General features: G+C 67.5%; 16 protein-coding genes. 9 read left to right on the top strand and 7 right to left on the bottom strand.

The genetic code is table 11. The features are described 5' to 3' along the window. Positions 1-5: 5 nt before the first annotated feature. Positions 6-386: a nitrite reductase small subunit NirD gene (gene nirD / locus FBY33_RS11580; protein ID WP_142030692.1), complete on the bottom strand. Its 381-nt coding sequence runs from the start codon at positions 384-386 to the stop codon at positions 6-8. Between the two features lie 258 nt (positions 387-644). On the opposite strand from nirD, the gene nirB reads away from it, so the two are divergent. The 6 genes from nirB (at position 645) to FBY33_RS11550 (ending at position 7,742) form a co-directional block, all read left to right on the top strand. Continuing rightward, positions 645-3,287: a nitrite reductase large subunit NirB gene (gene nirB / locus FBY33_RS11575; RefSeq protein ID WP_142030691.1), complete on the top strand. Its 2,643-nt coding sequence runs from the start codon at positions 645-647 to the stop codon at positions 3,285-3,287. Positions 3,288-3,289: 2 nt separating this feature from the next. Further along, positions 3,290-4,321 carry a uroporphyrinogen-III C-methyltransferase gene (gene cobA / locus FBY33_RS11570; protein ID WP_142030690.1) on the top strand — a complete coding sequence of 344 codons (1,032 nt, stop codon included), beginning with the start codon at positions 3,290-3,292 and terminating at the stop codon, positions 4,319-4,321. Positions 4,322-4,335: 14 nt separating this feature from the next. Beyond that, positions 4,336-5,517, top strand: a complete 1,182-nt coding sequence (locus tag FBY33_RS11565; RefSeq protein ID WP_142030689.1) for a uroporphyrinogen-III synthase — start codon at positions 4,336-4,338, stop codon at positions 5,515-5,517. 226 nt (positions 5,518-5,743) lie between these two features. Continuing rightward, positions 5,744-6,616, top strand: coding sequence for an FAD-dependent oxidoreductase (locus tag FBY33_RS11560; protein WP_142030688.1), 873 nt, complete (start codon positions 5,744-5,746; stop codon positions 6,614-6,616). Between the two features lie 90 nt (positions 6,617-6,706). Further along, positions 6,707-7,426 carry a deoxyribose-phosphate aldolase gene (deoC, locus tag FBY33_RS11555; protein WP_142030687.1) on the top strand — a complete coding sequence of 240 codons (720 nt, stop codon included), beginning with the start codon at positions 6,707-6,709 and terminating at the stop codon, positions 7,424-7,426. Positions 7,427-7,478: 52 nt separating this feature from the next. Next, the gene (locus FBY33_RS11550) at positions 7,479-7,742 is read left to right on the top strand and encodes a hypothetical protein (RefSeq protein WP_142030686.1); all 264 of its coding nucleotides are present in this window, start codon (positions 7,479-7,481) and stop codon (positions 7,740-7,742) included. Positions 7,743-7,867: 125 nt separating this feature from the next. On the opposite strand, the gene FBY33_RS11545 is transcribed toward FBY33_RS11550, so the two are convergent. Beyond that, positions 7,868-8,680: a metal-dependent hydrolase gene (locus FBY33_RS11545; RefSeq protein WP_142030685.1), complete on the bottom strand. Its 813-nt coding sequence runs from the start codon at positions 8,678-8,680 to the stop codon at positions 7,868-7,870. A 6-nt stretch (positions 8,681-8,686) separates the two neighbouring features. Continuing rightward, a complete protein-coding gene (gene mfd / locus FBY33_RS11540) occupies positions 8,687-12,430 on the bottom strand; it encodes a transcription-repair coupling factor (RefSeq protein ID WP_235010544.1) in 3,744 nt (1,247 codons plus the stop codon). Between the two features lie 291 nt (positions 12,431-12,721). Between mfd and FBY33_RS11535 the strand changes: the two genes are divergently transcribed. The 3 genes from FBY33_RS11535 to FBY33_RS11525 are packed head-to-tail and all read left to right on the top strand — an operon-like array spanning position 12,722 to position 14,994. After that, positions 12,722-14,227, top strand: a complete 1,506-nt coding sequence (locus FBY33_RS11535) for an SDR family oxidoreductase (RefSeq protein WP_142030684.1) — start codon at positions 12,722-12,724, stop codon at positions 14,225-14,227. 44 nt (positions 14,228-14,271) lie between these two features. Continuing rightward, positions 14,272-14,769, top strand: a complete 498-nt coding sequence (locus FBY33_RS11530; protein ID WP_142030683.1) for a DUF2505 domain-containing protein — start codon at positions 14,272-14,274, stop codon at positions 14,767-14,769. Between the two features lie 3 nt (positions 14,770-14,772). Then, positions 14,773-14,994, top strand: coding sequence for an SCO4848 family membrane protein (locus FBY33_RS11525; protein ID WP_142030682.1), 222 nt, complete (start codon positions 14,773-14,775; stop codon positions 14,992-14,994). 95 nt (positions 14,995-15,089) lie between these two features. On the opposite strand, the gene sufU is transcribed toward FBY33_RS11525, so the two are convergent. The 4 genes from sufU to FBY33_RS11505 all read right to left on the bottom strand — a co-directional run bounded on the left by sufU (position 15,090) and on the right by FBY33_RS11505 (position 22,765). Then, on the bottom strand, positions 15,090-15,539 hold the full coding sequence (gene sufU, locus FBY33_RS11520; RefSeq protein ID WP_142030681.1) for a Fe-S cluster assembly sulfur transfer protein SufU: 450 nt from the start codon (positions 15,537-15,539) through the stop codon (positions 15,090-15,092). Between the two features lie 23 nt (positions 15,540-15,562). Beyond that, positions 15,563-16,888, bottom strand: a complete 1,326-nt coding sequence (locus tag FBY33_RS11515) for a SufS family cysteine desulfurase (protein WP_142030680.1) — start codon at positions 16,886-16,888, stop codon at positions 15,563-15,565. 497 nt (positions 16,889-17,385) lie between these two features. Continuing rightward, entirely contained in the window at positions 17,386-19,977 is a 2,592-nt protein-coding gene (locus FBY33_RS11510; protein WP_142030679.1) for a helix-turn-helix domain-containing protein, read from the bottom strand. Positions 19,978-20,029: 52 nt separating this feature from the next. Beyond that, complete coding sequence (locus FBY33_RS11505; protein WP_200831369.1) at positions 20,030-22,765, bottom strand: helix-turn-helix transcriptional regulator; 2,736 nt, start codon at positions 22,763-22,765, stop codon at positions 20,030-20,032. Positions 22,766-22,862 lie beyond the last annotated feature (97 nt).

The raw sequence follows: 22,862 nt of genomic DNA, 5'->3' as shown, positions 1-22,862 counted from the left end.
GCGTGCTAAAGCTGCACCTCGACGAAGCCGTCGATGACGCGGGTGCCGAATGCTGCCAGCCGCAGGCCCGGAGTGGTGAAGCATTCGCCGGTCTCGAGGTCGTAGACCTCCTTGTGCAGCGGGGAGGCGATGGTGGGCCGCGTGCCCCTGGAACCAAGGATGCCGCGTGCCATGACATGGGCCCCGGTGGCCGGATCCTCATGGGCCACGGCGAAGACTTCGGCCGGGCCGGTGCGGAAAAGGGCCACCTGGCGGCCTGCCACCAGGGCGGCCTCGCCCCAGGCCGGTTCGAGGTCCTCCACCGTGCAGACACGGTGCCAGCCGGTATGGAATCCAGCGAGGTCTGATTCGGCGGCGAGCGCCCCAAGTTCCAGTGTTGCCGTCATGTCCGGCTCCTTTCCCTGTGCCTGTTGTCCGTGCAGCCGCTGCTTTTGCGGCCGAGTCCCACGCTAGGCTCCGGGTGTTTCAACAGGGTGCGGCGAATGTGTCCGGCGCGTAAAAGAGACCTAACCCGGCCCGAAATGCGTTCGTGATGCAGAAGTTAAGTTCGCGAAACAATTGGGAAACTGAGGCGAAACTGCCCCTCCCTAGGCTGGAGGCACAAGCTGCAGAGCACCGTCTGCGGCCCATGCGAAAGGCCCACAGTGACCGAACAGACTTCAAGCACAGAGACTCCGCGCCGCATCGTCGTCGCCGGCGGCGGCCCAGCGGCCCACCGTTTTGCGGACGCCATGCATGCCCGCGGCCTCGACGGCTGGCATGTCACGGTCCTCACCGAAGAAGCCCACCTCCCCTACGACCGGGTGGCACTCTCCAAGGCACTCACCGATACCGGGGTGGACCTCACCTTGGGAACGGCTTCGATGTGGGACCACGGCTCCCTGGTCCTGAAGACCGGCGAGCGCGTGGTGAAGATCGACGCAGGCGCAAAGACGGTGCAGACTGCTGCCGGGAACGCCTACGAGTATGACGAGCTGGTGGTGGCCACCGGTTCGGACGCCGTCCGCCTGCCCATCCCCGGTGCCGAACACGCCCACGTCTACCGCACCCTTGAGGACGTGTGGGCCATCAACAAGGCCCTCGCCGAACTCACCACCAGGCTGGGCCGCAAGGTCAACGCCGTTACCATCGGCGGCGGTCTCCTGGGGCTCGAGTCGGCCGCCGGCACCGAGCAACTGGGCGCCACCCCCGTTGTCATTAACGGTGCGCCGTGGCTGATGAACACCCAGCTGGACGAGGGCGCCGGCCAGGCCCTGGGCCGCCTCATCGAGGCGAAAGGCTTCGAAGTGCACGGCGGCGTGTTCCCCTCGGAGATTTTGACGGACGACGACGGCCAGGTCACCGGAGTGCTGATGGCGGACCAGCGCATCATCCCGGCCGACCTGGTGATCGTCGCGGTCGGCGTGAAGCCCCGCGATGAGCTCTTCCGCGCCGCCGACGGCGAAGACCAGCTCTTCAGCCTGGGCCAGCGCGGCGGTGTGGTCATCAACGACTACTGCGCCACCGAGGTGGATGGCATCTGGGCCATCGGTGAAGTGGCCAACTACGGCGGCATGTGCCTGGGCCTGGTGGCACCCGCCAACACCATGGCGGAAATCGTCGCCGACCGGCTGCACGGCGGGGACGCCACCTTCCCCGGTTTCGATACCGCCACCAAGCTGAAGCTTTCCGGCGTTGACGTGGCCAGCTTCGGCGACGCCTTCGCCCGCACCGAACACGCCCTCGAGATCGTCTACGCCGATCCCGCCCGGGGCGTCTACCAGAAGATCGTGACGACGGACGATGCCAAGACCCTCCTGGGCGGCATCTTCGTCGGCGACGCCTCCCCCTACATGAGCCTGCGCCCCCTCCTGGGCCGCGAACTCCCGGCAGAGCCCGGCGCGTTCCTGAGTGCGGCCGGCGGCGGCGAGGCCCCCGAAACCGAACTTCCCGACGACGCCACCCTCTGCTCCTGCAACAACGTCACCGCCGGCAGCATCCGCGACGCCATCAACGGCTGCGGTGCCTGCGAGGGCAACGCCCCGGTCCAGGAACTGGGCGAGCTGAAGGGCTGCACCCGGGCCGGCACCCAGTGCGGTTCCTGCGTCCCCATGCTGAAGAAGCTGCTGGAAACCGAGCTGACCAAGTCCGGCGTCGAGGTCTCCAAGGCCCTCTGCGAGCACATCGAGCTCTCCCGCCAGGAACTGTTCGACGCCATCCGCGTCCTGGAACTGACCTCCTTCGAAGAGATCATGGCCAAGTACGGCACCGGCGCCGGCTGCGACATCTGCAAGCCCACCATCGCCAACATCCTGGCCAGCCAGAACAGCGCCTACGTCCTGGACGCCGGCCGCGGCACCCTGCAGGACACCAACGACCGCGCCCTCGCCAACATGCAGAAGGACGGTACTTACTCCGTCGTCCCCCGCATCGCCGGCGGCGAGATCACCCCCAAGAAGCTTGGCGTCATCGCCGCCGTGGCCGAGAAGTACGGCCTGTACACCAAGATCACCGGCGGCCAGCGGATCGACATGTTCGGCGCCCGGCTGGAGCAGCTGCCGGAGATCTGGAAGGAACTGGTGGACGCCGGATTCGAGTCCGGCCAGGCCTATGGCAAGAGCCTGCGGACGGTGAAGTCCTGCGTCGGTTCCACGTGGTGCCGCTTCGGCGTCCAGGATTCGGTGGCCATGGCCATCCAGCTGGAACTGCGGTACCGCGGCCTGCGCAGCCCGCACAAGCTCAAGATGGGCGTCTCCGGCTGCGCCCGTGAATGCGCCGAGGCCCGCGGCAAGGACGTGGGCGTAATCGCCACAGCCGACGGCTGGAACCTGTACGTGGGCGGCAACGGCGGAGCCACCCCGGCCCACGCCCAGCTCCTGGCCAAGGACCTGGACGATGAAACGCTCATCAAGTACATCGACCGCTACTTCATGTACTACATCCGCACCGCGGACCGCTTGCAGCGCACGGCCCGCTGGCAGGAGGAGCTCGACGGCGGCATCAAGCACGTTGAGGACGTCGTGGTCAAGGACACCCTGGGCATTGCCGCGGACCTTGAGGCGGCCATGGCCAAGCACGTGGACACCTACGTCGACGAATGGGCAGACACCCTCAAGGATCCCGAGCGGCTGCGCAGGTTCCGCTCGTTCGTCAATGCACCGGACCAGAAGGACGACTCCATCACCTTCGTCCCGGATGAGCGCGGCCAGATGCGCCCGGCCACGCCTGAGGAAAAAGGGAAGGTCCTGATCGGCGCGTCCATCCCGGTCCGCCCCGCCACAGCCGAAACCATCGGAAACGAGGCATAGCCATGCAGCTCAGTATCGACCTCACCGGCCGGAACGTCGTGGTGGCCGGCAGCCCCACTGCCGCGCGGCAGGCGGTGCGGCGGTACGAAGCCGCGGGCGCCGTCGTGCACCGCCTTGGCAGCCCGGCCGAGGCCCGGTTCGTCCACCTGCCGGAGCGGCTGTTCCTGGTTGCCGCCGTCGAGGACGGACAACCCGGCTGGGACGCGTTCCTGGAGCGCTGCCGGAAGACCGGCATTCCCGTCGCTGCCGAGCCGGCCGCCGGCCCCGCCGGACACGTCACCCTGGTGGGCGGCGGCCCCGGCACCGGGGACCTGCTTACGGTGGCAGCCCTCAAGGCACTCCGTGATGCCGACGTCGTGTTCTACGACCGCCTGGCGCCCTACCAGGAACTGCCGCTGCTGACGTCCGCGGAACTGGTGGACGTCGGAAAGAAGCCCGGGCACCACAAGGTCAGCCAGTCGGACATCGAAAAGCTGATGGTGGAGAGCGCGCTGGCCGGAAACAACGTGGTCCGCCTCAAGGGCGGCGACCCCTACGTCTTTGGCCGCGGCGGGGAGGAAGTTGCCGCCTGCGTGGCCGCGGGCGTCCAGGTCCAGGTAGTGTCCGGCGTCACCAGCGCCATTTCGGTCCCGGCCGCCGCCGGTATCCCGGTAACGCACCGCGAAGTCAGCCACATGTTCACCGTGGTCTCCGGGCACGCGCCGCTAACGGAGAAGGAGCACCACCACCTTGCCGGCCTGGGCGGGACGATCGTGGTGCTGATGGGCATCGGCACCCTCCACCAGCTGGCGGCGGGCTTGCGCCGCGCCGGTATGCGCCCCGACATGCCCATGGCCGTGGTGGAACGCGGCTACCGGCCCGGCCAGCGGACCACCATCGCAGACCTCGGCACCATCACCTCCGCCGCGGCCCGCTGCAGCAACCCGGCAGTGCTGGTCATCGGCGAGGTGGTCCGGGTGGCAGAAGCCAACCGGAACCACGCCGCTGCCGCCGCAGACCTGGACAGGCTTGCGGCCTCGCTGCTGGGATCATGAAAGGATTGACCCCCATGACTGCACTTGCACCGGCTGAAGCGGCCCAGGCTGACCCAACCCAGGCCGAACCGGCGCCGCAGGCCGACGAAGCCACCGATGCCGCGGAGTCGCCGCTGGAAGGGTTCCGCATTGGCGTGACCTCGGACCGGCGGTCGCGCGACCTGATCGAGGCCCTGGAGCGCCGGGGTGCCGAAGTGCTGCATGCGCCGGCGCTCAAGATCGCCCCCGTCCAGGAGGACATCCGGCTCATCGAGGACACCAAGGCCATCATCGCCGCCAAGCCGGACCTGTGCATCGCCACCACCGCTTACGGCATGCGCCGGTGGTGCGAAGCCGCGGACTCCTTCGGCATCGGCGACGAACTGCTGGAAACGCTCGGGAGCACCCGCATGTTCGTTCGGGGACCCAAAGCCCGCGGTGCGGTGCGCGCGGCCGGCCTTGCCGACGTCGGCATCAGCAGCGACGAAACCACCTCCACGCTGGTGGACATGCTGCTCACCGAGGGCGTGCGCGGCAAAACCGTCGCCATGCAGCTGCATGGCTACACGGACGTGCGCCAGATCGAGCGCCTGCGGATGTCCGGCGCCACCGTCCTCACTGTCACTCCTTACCGCTGGGTGAAGCCGGACGGCGAGGACAAGCTGCCGCGGCTGATCGAGGCCGCCTGCAGCGGAAACCTGGACGTCCTGACCTTCACCAGCGCCCCCGCCGTGGACGCCATGTGGAGCACCGCCCATGAGATGGGCCTTTACAAACAGCTGGTGGAGAGCCTGAAACTGAACGTCACCACCGCCGTGGTGGGTCCCGTAACCGCGCAGCCCCTCCTGGACGCAGGGCTGAACCCGCTGATCCCGGAACGGTTCCGGATGGGGGCCCTCATCCGGCTGGTGTGCGAGCACCTGGCGCTGAACCATGTCCGGCGGCTGGATACCCGCTCGGGGAACATCGAGCTTCGCGGCCGCAGCCTGCGGATCGACGGCCAGGCAGTGGAACTGGCGCCCGCTCCCCTGCTGCTCCTGCGCGCCCTGCTGGGTGCCGGCGGCGCTGTCCTGTCCCGTGAATCACTCTCCGACCTGCTGGAACTCCGGGGCTCCGTGCACGCGCTGGACATGACCGTGAGCAGGCTGCGTTCATCGCTGCCGGACGGCAAACTCATTGAAACGGTGGTCAAGCGGGGGTACCGGATCCGCGTCTAAGCGTGGTTGGGCGGGCCCGCCCGGGGCGCTGGACACGGGGAATTGTGTCCGGCGCCGGATGGATGAGAGATGCATCACGGGTTCTGTTACCGGCCGGTAAATACTGGCGAACACGGGCCCGCGAAACAGCAATGGACGGGTAACACAACCGAAAAAGCACACCCCTACGCTGGGTTCCATCACGAAGTTCCGGCCGGTTCCCGGCCACCAGCGAAAGGGCCAGCACATGTCCGCTCCGGCACCCTCAACGTCCACCTCCACCGCTACGCGCATCGTCATCGCCGGCGCCGGCCCCGCCGCCCAGGCCCTGGTGGCACAATTGGACCGCGCACGGTTCAACGGCTCCATCACGGTGCTGAGCAACCGCGACGACACCCCGGAAGAGCTGCTGGAGCTGGCCATGCTGCCCCAGGTCTCCGTGCGCTTCGGCCAGCCGGCCAGCCACATCGACGCCGCCAAGCGCACCGTGGCAACGGCGGATGGCATGGAATTCGCCTACGACCAATTCGTGATTGCCACCGGATCGGCTCCCGTAGCCGCCCCCGTGGACGGCGCCGGACAGTGCCTGAGCTACTCCACGATCGATGACGCCCCACGCATTGCGGACGGAGTACAGGAAGTCGCCAGGCAGCTGGGCCGGCGCCCCGTGGGGATCCTGGTGGGCACCGGCGCAGCGGCAGGGCAGGCCGAAGCGGTGCTCCGGGCCAAAGGGGTGCGGCCCATCCGCACCACCGCCCGGCCCGCCGCCGTCATCCCCGCTGCCGTTTCCAGCGGCTCCGGTTCCCCTCTCGCCTCCTCCGCCGTGGTCTTCGAGGACGGCAGCAGCATGGCCGGCGACCTGGTGGTCCTGGCCGAGGAGCGGGTCTCCCGGGACGGCCTCGCTGCCAGCGCCGGCCTGCGGACCGCTCCCGGCGGGGGCATCGAGATCAGCCGCGACTTCCGGACATCCGTCCCGGGAATCTGGGCCATCGGTGACGCAGCAGCGTTCGACGGCGTCCGGCTGGGGCTGCTGGTGGCAGCCGCCTCCGCGGCGGGTGCCTGCGCCACCCAGCTGCTGTCCGCATCGTCGGCAGCACCGGTCCTGCAGTCGGCTGCCTGAGCGGGCCGCCTCCGGCGCGGTGCGCTGTGACAAGATGGTTTCCGAAACCGAGTCAACGCCGGGCCCACAAGGCCCTTCGAGAGGACCATCATGAGCAACGAAGCCACCGTTCACGCAGGAACCGCTGATCCGGCCGGGGCCGCGGACATCGCCTCCTACATCGACCACACGCTGCTCAAGCCCGAAGCCTCGGAGGCTGACGTGCTGAAGGTCTGCGCGGAGGCGGCCAAGTATCGGTTCAAGTCGGTCTGCGTCAACCCCATCTGGGTCAAGACGGTCACCACCGCGCTCAAAGGCTCCGGCGTCCTCACCTGCTCCGTGGTGGGCTTTCCGCTGGGGGCCACGCCCACCGATGTGAAGTCATTCGAAGCCCGCGGCGCCGTGCTGGACGGGGCGGACGAGGTGGACATGGTGATCAACATTGCCGCCGCGAGGGCAGGCGACAAGGGTGCCCTGACGGACGACATCGCGGCGGTTGCCGAGACCGTGCACGCGGGCGGTGCCATCCTGAAAGTCATCATCGAAACCGCCCTCCTCACGGATGAGCAGAAGGTGCTGGCATGCCAGGCGGCCGTGGAGGCCGGCGCGGACTTCGTGAAGACCTCCACCGGATTCAACGGCGGCGGTGCCACCGTTGAAGATGTAGCCCTGATGCGCAGGACCGTTGGCCCGGACCTGGGGGTCAAGGCCTCCGGCGGCGTACGGTCCCTGGCCGACGCGCAGGCTATGATTGCAGCAGGTGCAACACGAATTGGTGCCAGCTCCGGGATTGCCATTGTCAAGGGTGAACAGGGTTCAGCCGCTTACTGACCGGAACCCGAGGCGGCCGCAGAACAAGCCCCGCGGGGCTGAGGAGGAACACATGTCCAGCCAGATCAACGCGTCCAGCCGGGACACGGCGTCCAATGCGGAGTCCGTCCGGACCCCGCAGAACGAGAACAACCTCGCCACCAGCGTGATCCTCTTCGTTGTCTGCTTCGTCCTGTTCCTGGGCGCCATCTACTCGCTGTCATTCCTCACCCTGGGCAACCCGTGGCCCATGGCCGCCTGCCTGGTCCTGTTTGCGCTGGCATTCTGGATTCCGCAGACCATCCTCGGCCGTTCCGACTCTGCCGGCGAGCACTAAACTTCAAGCCAAAGAACGGCACAGCAAAACGGACCGGCGGACATTGTCCGCCGGTCCGTTGCTGTCTTCAGCCGGCATGGCTCCTTCCACCGGCATTGCTGCCTGCTGGTGAAAGGCGCTGCCCGCTAGAACCACAGCCTAATCCACGCGCCCGCGGCAGCGGCCACGCGGCCCCAGTGGTGTTGTGCGATGGCCCATCCGGCCATGGACATGCCCACCATGGCGTAGGCACTGACCGGGATCAGCACCAGCCACTCCCGTTTGGAACCGGCACGCCCCAGCAGTGGCAGGGACAGGGCGCCGTTGGCCCGCCAGACGTTTCGCAGCAGCGGCAGCCGGCGCAGCATTTTCGGTGGCCGGACCACCAGCGGCCACAGCAGCGGCACTCCCCCGGTGGTGATGAGGTCGCCGACGATGTGCACCACCACCCCGATCAGCATCGATGTGGGCAGCCAGGTCCACTGATCCGGCGCGTACACCGTGACCAGGCCGGCCATCACCAGCGCAAAAATCCAGTTGGAGATGAAGCCGCTCTTGGGAAAAAGCTTCAGGGCCTTGGCTGCAATGTTGATCAGGAACATGCACAGCAGCCCGGCCCCCACGGACAGGCGGCCCCAGCCGGTGTCCATGTGCACCTGCGACGCCAGGCCCGCCAAGAACACGAAGACCGCGGCACCCAGGATGGAGTGCGTGCCCTGCCGATGGCCCCCGCTGGCGTTCTCGATGCCGCGCGCGATCACGTTGGACAGCGGCGGCAGCGAGTGGGCCACCGTACTTGCCCGGTGGTCCCAGTCGCACACCAGCGCCGTGCCCGCGGTGGCCATGCCGCCGATGAGGATTCCCGTGGGGTCCAGCGGATACCAACCCAGGGTGTAGGGGCCGGTGGACGCAACAGCTACCCACGCCGCGGCTCCCGACGCGGCGTGGTGTCCTCCCATCAAGTCCTAACTCACCGCCAGCGGGGCATCGGAGAAAATGTTCCGGATCACGCCGTTGGCCCATTCCAGGATCTCGGCGTCCTGCAGGTCCCGGCCGCCGATCCGCGCGGTCTTGGGCTTGGGGATGAGCACGGCGTCCAGGGCGGGCTTGGACTGCGATCCCGGGTACATCCTGTTCAGGCGCATGGTCTTGGATTCGGGGAGGGTGGCCGGGGAGAACTTAACGAAGTTTCCCTGCAGCGCGACGTCGGACAGGCCGGCTTCGCGGGCACCAACACGGAAGCGTGCCACAGCCACCAGGTTCTGGGCCGGCAGCGGAAGGTCGCCGTAGCGGTCAACGAGTTCTGCCTGCACCTCGTCGATGGCCTCGTTGGTGAGGGCCGCGGCGAGCTTCCGGTACGCCTCAAGCCGCAGCCGCTCGCCGGGAACGTAGTCGTGCGGCAGGTGGGCGTTGACCGGCAGCTCGATCTTCATCTCCGCGGCCTTTTCTTCGGCTTCACCCCGGAAGTCGGCCACGGCCTCGCCCACCAGGCGGATGTACAGGTCGAAACCCACCCCCTGGATGTGGCCGGACTGTTCCCCGCCCAGCAGGTTGCCGGCGCCGCGGATTTCCAGGTCCTTCATGGCCAGCTGCATGCCGGCGCCGAGCTCGTTGTGCGCGGCCACAGCCTTGAGCCGTTCCAGCGCCACCTCACCCAGCGGCTTCTCCGACGGGTACAGGAAGTAGGCGTAGGCGCGCTCACGGCCACGTCCCACGCGGCCGCGGAGCTGGTGCAGCTGGGACAGGCCGTACTTGTCCGCGCCATCCACGATCAGGGTATTGGCGTTGGAGATGTCCAGGCCGGTCTCGATGATGGTGGTGCACACCAGCACGTCGAAGCGCCGCTCCCAGAAGTCAACGATGATCTGCTCCAGGCGGCTCTCGGACATCTTGCCGTGCGCCACCTCCACACGCGCCTCAGGCACCAGCTCGCGGATCCTGGCGGCCGTCCGCTCAATGGTGGACACCCGGTTGTGGACCAGGAACACCTGGCCTTCACGCATGAGTTCCCGCCGGATGGCGGCGGAGGTCTGCTTGTCCGTGTACGGGCCCACGTACGTGAGCACGGGGTGCCGTTCCTCCGGCGGGGTGGCCAGGGTTGAGGTTTCCCGGATCCCGGTGAGGGACATTTCCAGGGTGCGGGGAATCGGGGTGGCACTCATAGCCAGGACGTCCACGTTGGTGCGCATCTTCTTCAGCGCTTCCTTGTGCTCCACGCCGAACCGCTGTTCCTCATCGACGATCACCAGGCCCAGGTCCTTGAACTCGAAGTCCTTGGCCAGCAGCCGGTGGGTACCGATCACCACGTCCACGGCCCCGCTTTTCACCCCTTCCGCCGTCTCCTTGGCTTCCTTGGCGGTCTGGAACCGGGACAGCGGCTTCACCCGCAGCGGAAACCCGGAGAACCGCTCGGTGAACGTTTCGTAGTGCTGCTGGGCCAGCAGCGTGGTGGGCACCAGCACCGCCACCTGTTTGCCGTCCTGCACGGCCTTGAAGGCAGCACGCACCGCAATTTCGGTCTTGCCATAGCCCACGTCGCCGGACACCAGCCGGTCCATGGGAATCTCCCGCTCCATGTCCGCCTTGACCTCGTTGATGGTGGTCAGCTGGTCCGGCGTCTCCACGTACGGGAAGGCTTCCTCCAGTTCGCGCTGCCACGGGGTGTCAGGGCCGAAGGCGTGGCCACGGGAGGCCATGCGGGCGGAGTACAGCCGGATCAGTTCACCGGCGATTTCCTTGACCGCCCTGCGGGCCTTGGACTTGGTGCTGGCCCAGTCCGCGCCGCCCATCTTGCTGAGGACCGGGGCGTCGCCGCCCACATAGCGGGTCACTTGGTCCAGCTGGTCAGTGGGGACGAACAACCGGTCGCCGGGACCGCCGCGCTTGGCCGGTGCGTACTCCAGCACCAGGTATTCGCGGACGCCGTCGCCGCCGCCGGCCACCTTGCGCTGGATGAGTTCCACGAACCGGCCAATGCCGTGCTGTTCGTGGACCACGTGGTCCCCCGCCACCAGTTGCAGCGGGTCCACGGCGTTGCGCCGCTTGGAGGGCATCCGCCGCATGTCCTTGGTGGACCCGGCCGAGGTCCGGCCCAGCAGGTCGGCTTCGGTGAGCAGGCCCAGCTTGAGGCCGTCCAGGACAAAACCACGGCCGACGGCGGCAGTGGTCACCTCGATGATGCCCGCCTGGGGTTCGTGGTCCAGGCTGTCCACCCGGGCGCAGGGGATGTCGTTCTCATGGAACAGCTCGGCCAGGCGCTGGGCCGGGCCGGGACCTTCGGTGGCAACAACGATCCGCCACTGGTCGCGGACGTGCGAGCCGATGAACTCCATCATTTCGGCCACGTCGCCCTGGTAGCCGCGGGGTTCGCGGGCATGCAGGTTCAGCACGTCGATCTCGGGGAGCAGTTCCGCATCCTGTACCAGGGACGTGATGGACCACCAGGACACGCCGTGCTCCAGGGCGGACCCCCGGGTTTCAGCCAAAGAGCGGAAGCTCGCCGAATGAAGCGCCGCACTCGCCTGTGAGCTGAGGTCCAAAGGGGCCGCCCCGCCGTCGGACGCCGTGGACCAGGCCGCCTCCAGGAACTCCTCGTTGGTGGCGGCGAGGTCGTGGGCGCGCGTGCGCACCTTTTCCGGTTCGATCACCACGGCGACGGACTCTGCGGGCAACTGGTCAACGAACGGGACCATCGCATCCACCAGCACCGGCGCCAGGGACTCCATGCCCTCCACGGCAATGCCGCCGGCGATCTTTTCCAGCATGTCCGCCGCGGCCGGGAGCTGGGCCTTCAGGGTGGCGGCACGGGACATGACGGACGGGGTGATGAGGATTTCGCGGCACGGCGGGGCGTGCAGCTCGGTGGGGTGGTGGATGCCCGGGGCGGACAGCGAGCGTTGGTCGGCCACGGCGAACCAGCGCATCTGGTCCACTTCGTCGCCGAAGAACTCCACCCGGATGGGGTGGTCCTCCGTGGGCGGGAAAACGTCGATGATGCCGCCGCGGACGGCGAACTCGCCGCGGTGCGTCACCATGTCCACCCGGGCGTACGCGGCGTCGGCCAGGCTCTTCACCACGTCGGAGAATGGAACCTCCTGGCCCACCTTCAGCGTGACGGGAACGAGGTCGCCCAGGCCCACCACCACCGGCTGGACCACGGCGCGGACGGGCGCCACCACCACCCGGAGGCATCCCGCCGTCGAGCTTTCCGGATGGGCCAGGCGGCGCAGCACTGACAGCCGGCGGCCTACCGTGTCCGAGCGCGGCGAAAGCCGCTCGTGTGGGAGGGTCTCCCAGCTGGGGAACTCCGCCACAGCGTCCGCCGGCAGGTAGGCGCGCAGGGCTGCGGTCAGGTCCTCCGCCTCCCGGCCGGTGGCGGTGACGGCCAGCACCACGCCAGGCTCGGCGCCGGCCTGTTCCGCCTTGGCGGCAAGTCCGTCCGCCATCTCCGCAAGCAGCACCGGACGGAGTCCCGCAGGAGCGCTGATCTGGTAGTCCTGTCCGCGGACGGCGAATCCCCGGGCGGCCTCGGCACGGACCCGGGCGAACGTATGGTCCGGTGCCAGCGCGCGGCGCAGTCCGTCCAGCGATGGGGCTGGGGACGTTCCGGCACTGCCCTTGCCGGCACTGCTTTTGGCGGCGCGGGACGTTCCGGCGCGGGACGTGCCTGTGCTGGATGTGCCGGCGGCGGACTGGCCGGGAAGACTCATGGCAGAAGCTCCTGTGGTGTTCATCGAAGACAAGCAGGCAACGCGAAAACCCGAAATTCGCTGCGAATCCCGGGTACTCCCAGCCTACCGCGCAGGAACGACATGGCAGCGCGGCGCATGTCTTGGCGGGAATGGATCTAGGCTGGCAGGGCCGCACCACATCCGCTCGGAGCCAGCCGTCCGCATGGGCGGCGGCTACGAATTACAAGGGACGATAGAGCCGAAAGGGACGACCCGCTTGGGGCAAACAGGGTCCCGCACGGATACCGGCCAGGACGAACAGGAGCCAGCATGACTGCAATGAGTGCCCCGCCAACACCGAAGACTGTGCTTGTCACCGGGGCCACCGGCTACATCGGCGGCCGCCTGGTGCCCAAGCTGCTGGAAGCAGGCCACGCCGTCAAGGTGCTGGTCCGCTCGCCTGACAAGATCGCCGGCGTGCCCTGGCGGGACAAAGTGGACGTCGTGGAAAGCAGCCTGGACGACGGCGACGCACTCCGCGACGCCCTTGCCGGCGTCGACGTCTTCTACTACCTGGTGCATTCGATGGCTGCCGGTGCAGGGTTCGAGGCAAAGGAAAAAGCGATGGCCGGGAAGGCCGCGGAAGCTGCAGCGGCCGCGGGGGTACCCCGGATTGTCTACCTGGGCGGCCTGCACCCCCAGGGCGTGGAACTCTCCACCCATATGCGGTCGCGGGAGGCGGTGGGCAAGGTCTTCCTGGACAGCCCGGTGGACGCTGTCGTCTTCCAGGCGGGCGTGGTGATCGGCTCCGGTTCCGCCTCCTTTGAGATGATCCGCCACCTCTCCGAAACGCTGCCCCTGATGCCGGCGCCCAGCTGGGTGCGCAACAGGATCGAAGCCATCGCCGTGCGTGACGTCCTCTACTACCTGGTGTCCGCGGCATCGCTGGTGGGCCCCATCAACCGCACGTTCGACATTGGCTGCCGGCAGGTGCTGACCTACGCGGGCATGATGAAGGAATACGCCGCGGAAGCGGGCCTGCCCTACCGTGTGGTGCTCGCGCTGCCGGTGCCGGCGCCCAAGCTGGCAGGCATGTGGGTGGCCCTGACAACACCCATCCCGCTTTCCATGGCCGTGCCGCTGGTCCAGTCGCTGCAGCATGACGCCGTTTCCAACGAGCACGACATCGACCAGTACATCCCACAGCCCGACGGCGGCCTGACCCCCTACCGCACGGCGGTGGCCCTGGCGCTGGGCAAGGAGCGGGACGGCCAGGTGGAGACCACGTGGGCCAACGCCGGCGCCGACTCCGATCCGCTTCCCAGCGACCCCGAATGGGCGGGGCACAAGGTGTACATCGACGAAAGGACCTTCCACGGCGATGTGGACCCGGCCCACGTCTGGACCATCATCGAGGGCATCGGCGGACGCAATGGCTGGTATTCGCTGCCGCTGGCCTGGCAGGTCCGGGGGTGGCTGGACAAACTGACGGGCGGCGCCGGCCTGCTGCGCGGCCGGCGGCACCCCCACACGCTGGCGGCCGGCGAGGTGGTGGACTGGTGGCGGGTGGAGCGGATCGATCGGGGCCGCCTGCTCCGGCTGCGGGCCGAGATGCGGGCGCCGGGACGGGCGTGGCTGGAGCTTTCCGTGGAGCCCGACGGCGACGGAAGCCGCTACCGGCAACGCGCCATTTTCTTCCCCAAGGGATTGAGCGGACGGCTCTACTGGCTGGCCGTGCTGCCGTTCCACAGCCTGATCTTCCCGGCCATGGCGCGGAACATCACCGCCACAGCGCAGAAACTGGCCGATGCGGAACCCTCGCCGGCCACCCCGTAGGATGTTGGAGGCGTAAATCCTTTCCCCACGTCCCAGGAGGACCCATGGCGCTGAGCGCAACCACTTCCCTTCCGCACCCCGTTGACAGCGTTGCCGCAGTGCTGGTGAACGAAGACTTCCAGCGCCACGTCAGCCAGCTGGTGGGCGGCACCCTGGAGTCATTCACCGTGGACGGCGACCTTGCAGGGGCCTTCAACGCCACCTCCGTGCGCACCCTTCCCACCACCCGCCTGCCCGAGATCGCCCGCAAGTTCGTCGGTGAGCACCTCAAGGTGACCCAGGTGGAGAACTGGGAAGCCCCCGCAGCCGACGGCTCCCGCCAGAGCAACATTTCGCTGAAGATTGCCGGGGCGCCCGTGGATGTCACCGCCGTCCAGCGCCTCGTGGCAGATGCCGGTGGAACCCGGGTGGAGCTTGAGGGCGCCGTCAAGTCCTCTGTCCCGTTCCTCGGTGGCAAGATCGCCGACGCCGCCGAACCCATGGTGGCCAAGGCACTGAACCTGCAGGCCGCACAGGCGCAGGCCTGGCTGGAAAGCCACTAGCCCATGCAGCTTCCCGTCCTCGCCGCGCTGGTCCTGATCGTCGCCGGCGTCTGGTCGCTGGTGGTCTGGCCGCAGTTCCTCCGCCGCGTGATGAAGGATCCCCGGGCCCGCGACGCGGCAGGCAAGGCCACCCGGTTCCTGACCGTGCATGTGGTGCTGGTGAGCATCTCCATGGTGCTCGGACTCGCCACAGCAGTGATCGGCGTCCTCGGCCTGCTGGGCTGACCCAAGCTTGCTGGGCTGAACCGGCCTGCCCGGCTCAAAAAACAGCCCGGACTTTCTTCCTCTTGGAAGAAGGTCCGGGCTGTTTTCGGTTTGGCCTAAGCCGCCTGGTTAAGGGCGTCCTCGGCAGCCACCCAGGAAATCATGGCGCATTTGACCCTGGCGGCGTAGCGGGCAACCCCTTCAAAGGCTGCGGCATCGCCCAGCAGCTCAGGATCGGCATGGACCTTCCCGCGTGAGCGAAGGACTTCGCGGAAGCTGTCGATGACTTCATGCAACTCGGCCACGGTCATGCCTTCGGCGAGGTCGCTCAGGACGGACGCGGAGGCCATGGAGATGGAGCAGCCGGCGCCGTCCCAGGCAACCTGCGCCACTTTCCCGTCCTGGACGGCAAGCCGGAGGGTGACTTCGTCGCCGCATACCGGGTTCAGCTGGTGCGACTGCCCGGTGGAGGTGCCCTGCGGCGCTTCCGTAGCAGCGAGCCCGCTGCCGTGGCGGGCCTTGGAATGGTCCAGGATGATCTGCTGGTACAGCTGGTCAAGGCTCATGATCTCAACTTTCGTCTTTTCCGCTAGGCGCGGAAGTAGCCACGGACGCCGGCTACGGCTTCAAGGAAGCGGTCCACGTCGTCCGTGGTGTTGTAGAGGTAGGCGCTGGCCCGGGTGGTAGCTGTCAGTCCAAGCCGGCGGTGCAGCGGCTGGGCGCAGTGGTGTCCCACGCGTACGGCGATGCCCCGGGAATCCAGGAACTGCCCCACGTCATGGGCGTGGACGCCTTCGACGTCGAATGCGGCAAGGCCGATCCGTTCCTTTCCGGCTGCCGGGCCCAGGACACGGATGCCGGGGATGGACTCCAGACCCGCCACCATGCGCTGGCCCAGTTCGGCTTCCCAGGCATGGATACGGTCCAGCCCGGTTTCGGTCAGGTAGTTCGCTGCGGCCGCGAGGGCCACTGCCTGGGAGATGCGTTGGGTGCCGGCCTCGAAGCGCTGGGGTGCCGGCAGGTACTCGGCCCGTTCCATGGTGACGGTGGTGATCATCGACCCGCCGGTCAGGAACGGCGGGAGGATGTCCAGGAGCTCCTGCCGCCCGTACAGCACGCCAATTCCCGTGGGGGCGAGCATCTTGTGGCCGGAGAAGACCGCGAAGTCCACAGCGAGTTCCTTGACGTTCAAGGGCAGGTGTGGAGCGGACTGGCAGGCGTCCAGGACCACCAGGGCGCCGGCTGCGTGGCCGAGGGCTGCCAGCTCCTTCACCGGGTTGATGATTCCCAGGACGTTGGAAGCATGCGTGAAGGCAAGGACCTTGGTGCGTGGGCCAATAATCCCGCCGGCCTGGTCCATGCGAAGGTTGCCATCATCCCCAATGGGGATGTAGCGGAGCGTGGCGCCGGTGCGGAACGCCAGTTCCTGCCATGGAATCAGGTTGGCATGGTGCTCCATCTCGGTCACCACGATCTCATCCCCCGGCCCCAGCGCCAGTTCCCCGAGCCGCTGGTCGCCACGGCCCTGCGCAGCCCACAGCCCGGCATTGGACAGCGCGTAGGAAAGGAGGTTCAGGCCCTCCGTGGCGTTCGAGGTCCAGATGGTTTCCTCGTAATCGGCACCGATGAAGTCCGCTATGGTCTGCCGGGCATCTTCGAAGACTTCGGTGGCCTCCACGGCAAGGTGGTGGGCGCCCCGGTGCACGGCGGCGTTTCGCTGCTCGTAGAATTCCTGCTCGGCTTCGATGACGCTGACGGGGTTCTGCGACGTGGCCCCGGAGTCGAGGTACACCAGCGGTTGTCCGTTCACCATCTGGTTGAGGACCGGGAAGTCATTGCGGATCCGCAGCACCTCGGCGTTATCCATGACAGGTACAGCACGTTCCAGTGTGGCTGGCGTTGATACTACGGCCAAAACGAACTCCTTGGGCTGCCAATGTCTGACACCCAATTGTCCCACACACGGCTGTGGCGGCCGCCCGGGAGGGGCAGCCGCCACCGCTGCCCCGGGCTTCAGCCGAGGGAGCAGAGGGCCGGCGACGGCTGGGGGGAGAGTCTCGGTCTCAGAAGACTCTGACGTCGCCGGCCCCGTCTTGGCCCGGCCCCAGGGGACCGGAAGTTGAGAGGGCCTCAATGTCCTGTGCGGCTGCTCCGCGGCCTCCGGTCCGCCGCTTTGCTTTGCCTCCTTAAGTAAATCCCGCGGGGCCCTTCCGTACACGAGTAGGGTGTACTCGAATCCCGGCAGGCGCACTACGGGGGTAGGTTCTCCCGGACACCATCCGCCGTGGCGTGAGTGGCGCATACGGCCCGACGGCGGCCCGGCGGGTTTCCCGGGGCAGTCATAGGGCAGCACGCGCCCGGGCAGCGGTGCGGCGGCACAGCGTGCCGCAGAGGCGGCTCGAAGGCCAGGGACTACTTTGGCAGGGCCGCTTCCAGCTCATCGCGGCTGCGGACCCCGAGCTTGACGTAGGTGCGGTACAGGTGGCCTTCCACCGTGCGGACGGAGACCATGAGCCGCTGCGCGATCTCGCGGTCGGTCAGGCCCTCCACTGCCAGCTCGACGATGTCCTGTTCCCGCCTGGTAAGCCGCACTGTGGGCGCCGCGGCGATGAAGCGTCCTTCACGGAACCGCTCCCCCAGTTCGTGGTCGCACTTTTCGCGCTGGGCAACGGCCTGCCGTGACCGGCGGCGTTCCCCGGCCTGTTCCAGGATGGTGCTGGCACGGGCGTAGGCTTCACGGGCGAGGTTGACGAAGCCTGCCTCCTCCAGCGAGGCAGCCGTCGCCATCAGGGTGTCGCCGTCGGCATGTTCCCACCCAGTGGCCAAAGTGAGCAGTGCCTCGGCCCACCGGCCTTCCACGCCACGCGCTGTTGACTGCACCATGGGAATAACGGAGGGGTCCCCGAGGTCCCAGCACATCGTCAGGATTTCAAGGAAGTTCCCTGTCCTGGCGGAGGCCTCGGTGGTGGTCATCAGCGTCTGCAGCGCGGCCAGGCCCTTGCCGTCACGAATCAGGTATTCGGCGGCCGCCGCCATGTAGGCTTCGGCCAGGAGATCGTGCGCGGGCCAGCCGGCGTCGGCGTCCTTGTGATCCTGTTCCAGGCGTTGTGCCTGCTCGTTGTCTCCAAGCCTGGCTGCGGCGTAGAAGCCAAGCGCGGTGCCGAAACGGTACAGCTGCAGGGGGTCGTTGAGCCGGAGCGCTTCCACGGCGGGCAGCAGGACCTGGTAGGCGCGTTCCATCCGGCCCTGCCGCAGCAGCGAGTAGCCCCGCAGCAGCTCCAGGCTGCCGTTGAAGGTGGCCGCACCTGACGCGTGTCCGGCGGCGTAATGGTTGATCTCCCGCTCCGCGGACTCCCACTCACCCATGGCCAGGTAGTCGGATACGAGCCGTCCCAGGACAAACTCGGGGAAGAAGAACAGGCTGCCTTCGAGCGGGGGAAGTTCCGAGGCCGCCAGCAGCGCGGCCTCCAATCCCTGGGCGGGGCGCCCCGCCGAGACGAGGGCATGGGCCAGGAGACCCTCGGCCAGGGCGCGGATGGGCTCCCCGGCTTCTGCCGGGGGGCGCTTCCGCATCGCGTCAACTGCGTCGTTCAGTGCCTGGAAGTTCACCTCTGCACCAAGGTGCAGCAGGTGCAGGAGTTCTTCCTGCCAGTTCGTGTAGCCGTGTCCGGAAGCCGGCACGTGCTTTTCGACGTCCTCTGCGGTCATCCCCAAGGGATGGCCACTGGCCTGATGGGCCCAGACGCGGAGCAGCAGGACGGCCGGTCCCTGGGGGTCTTCAGCGAGCGGGAGCCAGCATTCGTCCAGGAGGGCAGCGGCTTCCCGATACGCACCCTCGTTATACAGCGCCCGCGCTTGGATGGCCTGGGCCAGCGGAACCATGGCGGGATCCTGGATACGGGCCGCAATGGAACGTGCACTGTGGTTGCGGAACCTCAACAGGGCCTCTTTGGCCGCTGCCAGCATCTCGTCGTCACTGACCCTGACGCCGCACTCCAGGGCCCACTCCACGGCCCGCAACCGGCCCTCCCCCTGCAACTGGGTGGGGTCCTGGCGGGCCTTGACCTTCTCCAGCAACTGGAGGCTGCGGGAGACCGACACAGTGTTCCTGATGGCGCCGGCAAAGAGCCCGTTCCAGATGGAAAGCTCGGAGGGGATGCCGGGCGCTTCGACGATGATCTGCTGGTCCAGCAGGGACCGGACCACTGCCGCCCCGCTGATGTCTTCGATGACCTTCCTGCCCACAGGTCCGGCAAGGGCGATGAGCTTCAGGGCTTCCTGCTCCTCAGTGCGGCGGCGCAGATGGTCTTTGGCAACCACGCCTGCCAGCCGGGCCCCGTCCACGGGCAGTTGGCCCAGCAGCACCCAGATTCCGTTGCGCTTGGCGAGGACGCCGGCTTCAGCGGAGTCGTGGAGCAGGGCGTCCAGGATCCGGGGGTTGCCGCTTGATGCGTTCCATATGGAGTCCACTGTTGCAGCGGGGACGGTCCCGTCAAGGACGTGGGCCAGGACCTCTTCAATCTGTTCCCGGTTGAGGGGCCGGAGGTCCACCCGTTCTGCCAGCCCGTCATACCAGAGTTGGTCCAGCGGCTGCGGCAGGCCCGGCCGTGGCCTGGCGGCTGCAACCACTGTTGCCCATCCGGCGGATATCACTTCAGCCAGCACCCCTGCGGAAGCATCATCCAGGTGGTGGGCATCGTCCACTGCCAGCAGGACCGCTCCCCCGTGGCCGGCCTTGAGCTTTTCGAAGTATGACCACATGGAACGCAGCACCGCGACGGGCGAGACGGACTCCTCGGCAGTGAGTTCCCCCGTGTAGGGGGTCAGGACCCCGAACGGCACCCCGGCCAGCGCCGAACTGGCGTGGATGCGCAGAATCTTCATGTTGCCGGCAAGGCGCTCGGTCACGGCGTCAGTGACCGCCGACTTTCCAATGCCCGGGCCGGCCATGATGAAAATGGCCCGGTGGGTTCCGTCGCGGACCATGGTGCAGATGCGATCCACCGGCTCCCTCCGTCCGGTAAGGAGCCGGTGCGCAGTGGCCGGTTTGTGGCCATTAGACGAGTCCAGTCAGATCACCCCTTGAAGTCACGCCAAGTTTGGTGAAGACCTGATACAGGTGGCCTTCCACCGTGCGCACGGAAACACCCATTTCCATGGCGATGTCACGGTTCGAGACGCCGCGGCCGGCCATCCGGGCGATCTGCCGTTCCCGGCTGGTCAGCAGCGGGCTCCCGCTGCTGGGAACGATGGGAAGGTTCGCGACAGTTGCGGCCAGGATGTCCAGCCGCGCCTGCGCCGTCCTCGCCGAAAGGGCGTCCCCGTCCTGCCGGGCAAAGTCCACCGCTAGCGCCATGCACCGGGCCTCAACGGCATCGAGTTCGAGCGTTGCTGCGATTTCACCGCCGGCAAGGAGGGTTTTGGCATCCTTTGTCCTGCTGCCGACGGCGATCAGCCGCGAAACTTCCGCCAGCGGACCCTGCCGGCCGCCGGCGATCTCCTCGAGGAGGCGGAAGTCCGCGTCGCTGCCGTTCACTGTTGCCGCCAGCAGGTAGATCCCGGCAACTGTATGCCTGCCCGCTTCAAGGTTCCGGCGGGCCCCTTGCTTCAGGGCTGCCACTGCCTCCGAGTCGCCCAGCCAGCGCCCGGCCACGAGCGAACAAAAATCGATGATGCTCTCCGTGGCGAACCCTGCCCTGCCGGGTGTCCTCTGCAGTTTGGCCAGGTACTTGCGGGCCAGCGGGGCATTGCCGGTCTGGGCGTAAGCCAAAGCCGTTGCCGCGTAGGCGGTCCGCAGCGCGGTCTGGACAGGCTGCAATTCAAGCTGGGCAGCAGCTGAGATCAAAGGCTCCAGGGCTGCGTCACCGCGGCCGGAGAAGACAAAGGCCACGCCGGCCGCCAGTTCGGTGGCGGCGCTGCGGTATGGAAGCCGGTGGGTCTGCCCGGTGCTGAAGGGGCTGAGGAGGTCGATGCAGCGCCGCCACTGGCCAGTGATCAGCGCGACGAAGTAAGCCTCCCTGGTATAGCGTTCGCGGAGGCCCACGACGTGCGAGGCGTCGGTGAGCTGGCCACCGAGCTTTCGCATGAGCCCCAGCGCGTCCATCTCGCGCCCGGTCAGGGCAAGTGCGCTCATCAGGATGACTGCGGACTGGAGGCGGAACCCGGTGTCCGGATTGGCGGACGGATCGGCCGCCCGCTCCAGCGCCGGGATCATGGCCGCGTAATCGCCCGTATGGGCCTGGTATTCGAACTTACTCAGGGAGATGCGGTTTACTGCAACCGCTGCGGGTTCCGGCCAGGAAGAGCTGTTGTCCACTGTCTCAAGCCGGTCGCGGGCCGCGGCGAGCAGTTCCCGGACCTTGCCCGCCTGGTCCGGAATGCAGAGCATGACCCGCGCTTTGGCGGCGACCACCTCGGCGTACTCCTGGGGGTCAAGTGCCTCGAGTTCGGGCTGGGAAATGGCGTCCAGGGCGGAAAGGGCCTGGTCCGGCAGGTCCAGCTGAAGGTACGCCGCAGCCTTTTGCCGTTGCGCCGGTGCCCACCCTGCGTCGGTCCGCTGAACCATCTCCGCGTAGGTCAAGGCAAAGCGGGGGTCGAAGAGCTGGACTGCGGCCTGGGCGGCTGCGAGCGCCAGCGCCGGGCTCAGTTCGGCCTCGCACTCATGGGTCCAGGCGGCGAAAGACATGAGTTCTTCCACTGTCATGGCCGCCGGATCCGGCTCCTGGCCGCCCAGCAACATGCTGCGAAGCTCCCGGCGCCGGGAAATGCTCAGCCAGGTCCTGACGACGTCTCCGATGTATTTCTCCCGCAGCGACACCCAGCGGTGCTCGGAGTCGTCGATCTGCAGCAGGCCAGCGTCTTCCATGTCCGCAACCACATCCGCGCCGTATATCGCGGTGAGGCGGGCCAGTTCCACCCGCCGGGCACAGGAAAGCATTTCGACGACGTCCCGCGTCCCGGGTGTCTCCCGGGACCAGCGCGACCGGACGATGTCATCAAGGCTGGCAGCGCCGTCGAGCACCACTTTGTCCCGCAGCGTCCACACCGAATCTGACAGGACCAAGTTTCCGGAGAGCTGCTGTTCGGTGACCAGGGCTTTGAGCAGCAGGGGGTTTCCGCCCACCATCTGGTGGTAGGTGGTGACCAGGGAGGAGGCGACACGGTGACCCAGCAGTGACAGGAGGACCTGCCGGGTCTGCAGCTCGTTGAGGTTGTTGAGCCTCACCTCTGTCAGCTTCCGCTCCGTCAGCAGCCAATGGAAGTCGGCCGGCAGGTCGCTGGCATTCGGAGCGACCGCGATGATCTTCGCCGTACCGGTCACCAGGACATTCAACAGCACTCCGGCGCTCATGTCGTCGATACAGGCGGAGGTGTCCAGGGTAATGACGCAGGGCCGGCCCGCGGCGTCACTACGGATAAGCGAGGTGATGCCCCGCAGAATGGCCGTGGGCGAGCCCATGTAGGCCTGCGGCAGCCGGGCCAACAGGAACGACAGGCAGCCATACGGCGTATTGGAACCGGAGGGTCCGCTCCGGAGTTGCAGCGACCAGACCTCGGGACCCAGGTCTGCCACAGCCGCCCGCGCAAGGGAGGACTTACCCACACCCCTGGCACCGGTGATGACGACTCCCAGGGAGTCCTCGCTGGTCAGGGCGGTGCGGACGGCGTCGAGGTTGGCGCTTCGTGCAGGCATGGACCATTGCTGGCCCTCCGGCGCCCCGGAGGTTGGCGTGGGCAGCAGGTCACCCTGAGGTGTTGACCCACGTCCCCAGCTGAGTGGCTCGATTGACATGAACTTTTCCCCTACATCCTGCACTAGCGGGATGTAGCCCCATTGCTCCCCCGCATAGGAAGAAGAGTACCCCGTGGCACTGACAAGGAAATAGGGT

Origin of the sequence: Arthrobacter sp. SLBN-112, assembly GCF_006715225.1 — a bacterium.
In the GTDB taxonomy this organism is placed as follows: Bacteria; Actinomycetota; Actinomycetes; order Actinomycetales; family Micrococcaceae; genus Arthrobacter.
Note: the sequence above shows the minus strand (reverse complement) of the source record. Positions and strands in the feature narration are given on the sequence as shown.